Source organism: Shewanella phaeophyticola, from assembly GCF_025398315.1.
Classification (GTDB): Bacteria; Pseudomonadota; Gammaproteobacteria; order Enterobacterales; family Shewanellaceae; genus Shewanella; species Shewanella phaeophyticola.
The window spans coordinates 1-5,801 of record NZ_JAODOQ010000002.1 but is presented as its reverse complement, the minus strand read 5'-3'; the positions used below and the strand labels follow the sequence as shown (position 1 = coordinate 5,801).

The 5,801-nt window shown below is 37.6% G+C and carries 8 protein-coding genes; all 8 read left to right on the top strand.

Features of this window, described 5'->3' with window-relative positions:
* Positions 1–20: 20 nt before the first annotated feature.
* Entirely contained in the window at positions 21–911 is an 891-nt protein-coding gene (locus N4T56_RS22220; protein ID WP_261733556.1) for a formyltransferase family protein, read from the top strand.
* Positions 908–1,090 carry a PIG-L deacetylase family protein gene (locus tag N4T56_RS22215; RefSeq protein WP_261734902.1) on the top strand — a complete coding sequence of 61 codons (183 nt, stop codon included), beginning with the start codon at positions 908–910 and terminating at the stop codon, positions 1,088–1,090. The genes N4T56_RS22220 and N4T56_RS22215 overlap by 4 nt, the downstream gene beginning before the upstream one ends.
* Before the next feature lie 2 nt (positions 1,091–1,092).
* Entirely contained in the window at positions 1,093–1,575 is a 483-nt protein-coding gene (locus tag N4T56_RS22210; protein WP_261734901.1) for a PIG-L deacetylase family protein, read from the top strand.
* The gene (gene neuB / locus N4T56_RS22205) at positions 1,572–2,648 is read left to right on the top strand and encodes an N-acetylneuraminate synthase (protein ID WP_261733554.1); all 1,077 of its coding nucleotides are present in this window, start codon (positions 1,572–1,574) and stop codon (positions 2,646–2,648) included. Before N4T56_RS22210 ends, neuB begins: the two co-directional genes overlap by 4 nt.
* Positions 2,641–3,282: an acetyltransferase gene (locus N4T56_RS22200; RefSeq protein ID WP_261733553.1), complete on the top strand. Its 642-nt coding sequence runs from the start codon at positions 2,641–2,643 to the stop codon at positions 3,280–3,282. Before neuB ends, N4T56_RS22200 begins: the two co-directional genes overlap by 8 nt.
* A gap of 6 nt (positions 3,283–3,288) precedes the next feature.
* Entirely contained in the window at positions 3,289–4,344 is a 1,056-nt protein-coding gene (locus N4T56_RS22195) for a nucleotidyltransferase family protein (protein ID WP_261733552.1), read from the top strand.
* Positions 4,344–5,048, top strand: coding sequence for an acylneuraminate cytidylyltransferase family protein (locus tag N4T56_RS22190; protein WP_261733551.1), 705 nt, complete (start codon positions 4,344–4,346; stop codon positions 5,046–5,048). The genes N4T56_RS22195 and N4T56_RS22190 overlap by 1 nt, the downstream gene beginning before the upstream one ends.
* 145 nt (positions 5,049–5,193) lie before the next feature.
* Positions 5,194–5,673, top strand: coding sequence for a DUF2947 domain-containing protein (locus N4T56_RS22185; RefSeq protein ID WP_261734900.1), 480 nt, complete (start codon positions 5,194–5,196; stop codon positions 5,671–5,673).
* The last annotated feature ends 128 nt before the right edge of the window (positions 5,674–5,801 follow it).

Below are 5,801 nucleotides of genomic sequence, written 5' to 3'. Positions count from 1 at the left end.
ATTATTGAAGGAGAAATAATATGCGAATAGGCTTTATTGGATGTGTAGAGTCAAGTTTATTAGCTTTAGAAACACTTGTTAGCATGGATAATGTTGAGGTTGTAGCCGTCATTACAAGGCGAGCCACAACTGTAAATGCAGACTTTGCGGATTTGATCCAACTATGTAAATTAAACGATATTCCATACCTATTTGAAGAACCGACTAATCGTATTATGTCTACTGAATTTTTTCGAAGATATGATTTAGATATCATTTATTGTATTGGTTGGAGTTATCTTTTAAGTAAAGACCTCTTAGACTTAACACCTCAAGGTGTCATTGGTTTTCATCCTGCAAAGTTACCTGCAAACAGAGGGCGACACCCAATTATTTGGGCTTTGGTATTAGGATTAAATGAAACTGCATCCACATTTTTTAAAATGGATGAAAGCGCTGATTCGGATCCTATTTTAAGTCAGGAGTTGGTACCTATCGATGCTGAAGATAATGCAACCTCGCTTTATAAAAAGATACTTATTACGGCAAAGAAACAAATAATAGACTTCACAAATCAATTGACATCAGGAACGGCTGTTTTCAATGAGCAATCTTCCGATTTAGCAACATACTGGAGGAAACGCTGTAAGGAAGACGGATTAATAGATTGGAGAATGTCTGCCGCAGCGATTCATAATTTAGTTCGAGCCTTAACTTTCCCATACTCAGGTGCTGAGTTTATATTGAGAGATAAATTAGTTCCTGTATTTTGCTCTACAATTGACTTAAATACTTATGCCGAAAATATTGAGCCCGGTAAGGTTTTGTCCGTAAAAGGAACGAGTATATTAGTCAAGTGTTATGGAATAAATTCAATTTGGCTACATAATTTAAATGAAGATCAATTACCTATAGTTGGAGAGTATTTGTGAAGAGTGTGTTAATCGTTGCTCCACATGCCGATGATGAAACTTTAGGCTGTGGTGGATCCATACTTAAGTTTGTTCAAGCTGGTTATGAGGTTCATTGGCTTTTGGTGACAGGGATGAGTAAAAGCTCTGGTTTTACAACAACTCAAATTGCTACAAGAAAAAAGAAATTGCGGCAGTAACGTTGGCATATGGATTTTCATCAATTAACGAATTAATGTTGCCCGCGGGTCAATTAGAAACTTTACCGATGAATCATATCGTAGAGCCTATTAGTGATGTTGTTTCAAAGATTAAGCCTGAGCAGGTCTTCACTGTTTATCGAAATGATGCACACACAGATCATAAAATTGTATTTGATGCGGTAATGTCGGCCACCAAGTCGTTTCGTTACCCGTTTGTCAAAAAAGTGCTGGCTTATGAGACTTTATCAGAAACAGATTTTGGTTTAAAACCTGAAGATGGAGGCTTTAAACCCAATGTCTTTATTGATGTGAGTTTACAGCTTGAGAAAAAATTAACTATTCTTGAAATGTATCCATCTGAAATCGCACCATTCCCCTTTCCTCGTTCACGTAAGGCTCTAGAGTCTTTAGCGTATGTTCGTGGTGTTCAAGCGAATGTTGAAGCTGCTGAAGCATTTGTGCTCATCAAGGAAATATTATGACTCTAGTGATTGCAGAAGCCGGGGTTAACCATAATGGTTCGCTCGAAATGGCATTTCAGTTAGTCGACGAGGCTGTTAACGCTGGGGCTGACATTGTAAAATTTCAAACCTTTAAAGCAACAAACTTAGTGACAGCAAGTGCCAGTAAAGCACAATATCAAATAGAGGCTACCGGTAATCAAGAGTCACAGTTAGCTATGTTAACGCGTCTAGAGCTTAGTTATGACGCGCATCACCAATTGCTTGAGTATTGTGCTTCAAAAAATATTGAATTTTTATCAACCGCATTTGATTTCGAAAGTTTAGATTTTTTAGTTGATGAAATTAAAGTGAAACGGCTGAAAATTCCATCAGGTGAATTAACCAATAGTCCGTTTGTGTTAGCGCATGCTAGAACTGGGTTAGATATTATTTTATCAACGGGAATGACAACGTTAGAAGAAGTGAAAAATGCGCTCAGTGTCATTGCCTTTGGCTATGTTTCGCCATTAGAGATGCTGCCTTCATTGGCAAATTTTGAGCTGGCTTTTCAATCGGATGAAGGTCAAAAAGCTCTATCCGGTAAAGTGACCATTTTACACTGCACTACAGAATATCCTGCGCCATTTGACGAAATAAACTTGAACGCCATGGATACACTCAAACAAAGCTTCGGGTTACCTGTTGGTTATTCAGATCACAGTCAAGGTATTGCGATTCCAATTGCTGCAGTAGCTAAACAGGCTGTAGTAATTGAAAAACACTTTACGCTCGATTGTTTATTGCCAGGCCCAGATCATCGAGCGTCTATAGAACCGTTGCAATTAAAAATGATGGTGGATTCTATCAGACAAGTTGAAAAAGCGTTGGGTCATGGTATTAAGAAGCCCACTATATCTGAAGCTAAAAATATAATTATTGCCCGAAAAAGTATTGTGGCACAAACAGATATAAAAAAAGGTGAGCCATTTAATGTCAGTAATTTGACAATGAAAAGGCCTGGAAGTGGTATGTCTCCGGATATATTTTGGCAGCTGACTTCCGGCCAAGTAGCATCAAAAAACTATCGGTCAGGGGATTTAATCGATGAGTAAGCCATTAATCATGATTGGATCAGGTGGCCATGCAAGCGTATTAATGGATCTACTTCATCTTAACGGCTGTAATGTTATTGCATATGTTTCGTCTGAGAAAAACAATAATAATCAGATGTTTGAATCGATACAGTACTTAAGTGATGATGACGATATAGGTCAATTTAATCCTGATGATGTACTTTTGGTTAATGGCCTTGGGAGTTTACCGAAACAACAAAACCGAGAAAAAGTGGCGGCATTTTTCTCTAAATTAGGTTTTAGTTTTGCAACGGTTATATCACCACACGCGATTGTATCTTCATCTGCATATTTGGCACAGGGTGTGCAGGTAATGTCTGGAGCCATTATCCAAACGGGTGCGTATATTGGTGAAAACAGTATTATTAATACTGGTGCTATAATTGAGCACGACTGTAATGTTGGTGCGAATAACCATATTGCACCTCGCGCGACACTTTGTGGCAATGTAACTACACAAGATGATGTTCATATAGGCGTGCATGCCTGTGTGATACAAGGTGTTGATATTGGTAAAAATGTTGTTGTGGGTGCTGGCGCTAGCGTTGTGACAAATGTTGAAGAAAAATCGGTTGTATACGGGCATCAGGCATTAATAAGAAAAAAGGAATGAAACGTTATGAAAAAGCATTGGAAAGATGTTGCTTTAGCGCCGAAGCAGTCCATTCGTGATGCTTTAGAAATTATTAACTTTCATGCTCTACAAGTTGCTTTAGTTGTCGATGACAATGATCAATTGCAAGGTGTTGTTACTGATGGTGATATAAGACGAGCTTTATTAAACAACCTTACTCTTGACCAGTCTGTGGCTCTCGTCATGAACCGCAATCCAATTACTGCGACGTTTGATACGCCCAAGCAAAAACTCATCCGCTTAATGGAGCAAAAAAGCATTTTAGCGATTCCATTGATTAAAGGTGGAAAAGTGGTCGATCTTCAAACGTTTAAACAGACGTTGAATCAACCTTATTATGATAACCCAGTGCTCATTATGGCTGGGGGCTTTGGTACGCGTTTACGCCCTCTTACAGATAATTGTCCTAAACCTATGTTAAAACTCGGTAATAAACCGCTTTTAGAAATGACAATTCTGAATTTTGCCAAAGCAGGGTTCATAAACTTTTATATTTCAACTCATTTTATGCCAGAACAAATTAAAGATTATTTTGGTGATGGCAGTCGCTTGAATGTCAACATTACTTATATTCATGAAGATTCCCCTCTAGGTACAGGTGGCGCTTTGGGGCTATTGCCAAATGACATCCCAGATTTACCGCTTATTATGATGAATGGTGATGTGCTTACAAAAGTCGATGTTCAGCGTTTACTTGAGTTTCACAATGAAAACCAAGCCCACGCCACTATGTGCGTTAGGGAATATGAGTACCAAATTCCCTATGGCGTGATTAATGGTAATGGTAATACCGTTGTGAGTATAGAAGAGAAACCGACACAACGATTTTTTGTCAATGCTGGTATTTATGTCGTCTCACCAGAAATCATCAAGCAAGTGAGTGAAAACCAAGTGATTGATATGCCCACGCTACTAGATAACAAGATCCAAGTGGGTGGGAAAGTGCTTATGTTTCCATTGCATGAGTATTGGTTAGACATAGGTCGATTAAATGACTTTAATCGAGCACAGGCTGATATATATGCTTTAGGAATGATGTAATGTTCAATGGTAAAAAAGTTTTAGCGTTGATTCCTGCTCGTGGCGGTAGCAAACGCTTACCAAGAAAAAACTTGCTATCATTAGATGGAAAACCATTAGTTAACTGGTCAATTGATTTGGCTTTAGCTAACCAGTTCATCGATTGTGTGATTTTGAGTACTGATGATCCTGAAATAGTATCTGTAGTTGATGAGCGAGTATTCATTCCGGAGTTAAGACCTGATTATCTTTCAACAGATTTATCAACCACATTAAGCGTACTGTTATATACAATTGAAAAATTCGGACAAGGTTTTGATATTTTAATGGTCTTACAGCCGACTTCCCCTATTCGTAAACAAGAACATATTAATGAGGCTTTGAGTGTGTTTTGTACCAACAGTGCTTTTTCAGTGGTGTCTGTTACTCAATGTGAACATCCTCCTATATGGTCTAATACATTGCCAGAAAATGGTATGATGGATGGGTTTATTAAATCAGAAGGACTCAAACGTTCTCAAGATTTAGATATATTTTATAGATTAAATGGTTCAATTTATATTTATGATATTCATGAACTTCTAAAAGTAAAACATGTTAATTTTACTGAAAATACTTATGCTTATAAAATGGATAATATGTATTCAATTGATATTGATAACAAAATTGACTTTGAAATGGTTGAGTTCTTTGTACAGAAATATCAATTAGGGATAGATTATTAATCTGTAATACTCATGGTATCCTAACCTTTAATTCCCCCTTTGCTTAGTTTACATATTTTATATGTGAGTTTATTTTTACCTATCGAATTCTCTTTGTTTTTTACGCTATAATTGCACCTCATTTTAGTTTGCCTGGAGCAGTTGTTTGTCACACTCATATATTCCGTTTGATCTTTATAAGCGTAAGTGGATTTTTAACCATAAAGATTTGCCCGTGTCAGATGATGACAAGGCGTTGATTAAGCCATTGGCTGATAAAAGTGCCATGGAAGTCTGGAATAAGTGGATAAGCAATAAAAGCAGCCGTGCTGAACAATTTGCTAAAGGTGATTGGCCAGCAAAGCAAGATGCTTGGAGCGCAACTGAACATTGGCAATCAGCGTGGGATTCAAATGATAACGCCTTGCCAGAAGCCATTCTTGAGCATATTCAATGGCCAGATGATGCGGTTGTTTATTTTTGCTATGAAAAATATCAAGTGATTGAAACACGCTGGGATGTGTTTGTGCGTAACTGGAAGTGCTTTTTGTTTTTTGATGATGATCCTATTCTAATGGCACCTAAACACAAACAAGCGCTGATGTTTGAGCAAAACGGTCAATATAAATTGGGCATGCGTGGCTAATCGACCTTGGTGCCTTTATGGCGCAGTTTCTCCCACCTAAAGCATAAAATACATAACTATAATGAGAATATATGAAACTTAATCAATTAATTGGGTTAGCTTTTGCTGTGATGTTGCCGGTTGTTGCT